Source organism: Thermus sp. (assembly GCF_056332225.1).
On sequence record NZ_JBWGQW010000153.1, the window covers coordinates 1 to 872 of the forward strand.

An 872-nucleotide genomic window follows, 5' to 3' on the forward strand; every position below is an offset into this window, starting at 1 on the left:
GCAGACCCCGGTCCTGAGGCTCGTGGTGGAGCGGGAGGAGGCCATAGAGGCCTTCGAGCCCGAGCCCTTCCTCAGGGTGCGGGCCCGCTTCCTGGGCCGGGGCTTCGGCTACGCGGGCCTCCTCCGAAAGGGCGGGGAAACCCGCCTCTCCCAGGAGGTGGGGGAGGAGGTCTACCGGAGGCTTTCCGGGGCGAAGGCCGGACGGGTCCTCTCCGTGCGCCGAAAAGAGGAGACCGTCCCCCCGCCCCCCCTCCACTCCCTGGCGAGCCTCCAGAGGCGGGCCAACGCCCTCTACGGCATGAGCGCCAAGCGGGTCCTGGACCTGGCCCAGAGGCTCTACGAGGAGCGGAAGTGCGTGAGCTACCCCCGCACCGAAAGCCGCCACCTCCCGGAAAGCGCCCGGGGGCTGGTGAAGGAGGTGCTGGAAAAGCTCGGGCGGAAGGACCTGGCCTCCCGGGTGGACGGGGTGGGGAAGCGGGTCTTCGACGACGGGAAGCTCACGGACCACCACGCCCTCATCCCCCTCGCCCCCCTGCCCGGGGAGGCCACCCCCGAGGAGGCCAAGGTCTACGGGCTCATCGCCGGGCGCTTCCTCGCCGCCTTCTCGGGGGAAGCCCGGGTGGAGCGGACGGAGGTGGAGACGGCCCTCGAGGGGGAGGTGTTCACAAGCCGCTTCCGGGCGGTGCTGGAGGCGGGGTGGACGGCGGAGGAGCCGGGCCTGGGGGAGGCGGAGGAGGAGGCCGAGGGCCGCTTCCCCCTAAGGGAAGGCGAGAGGGTGGAGCTGGAGGGCCTGGAGCTGGAGCGGGGCCAGACCGAGCCCCCGCCCCGGTACACCGAGGGGACCCTGGTGCGGGAGATGGAGCGGCTCGGCC

General features: G+C 73.1%; 1 protein-coding gene. It reads left to right on the forward strand.

Annotated features, from left to right (window positions below; translation table 11 throughout):
• A partial coding sequence (locus tag AC01Y6_RS10610) for a DNA topoisomerase (protein WP_476671491.1) occupies positions 1 to 872 on the forward strand: 872 nt, incomplete at both ends.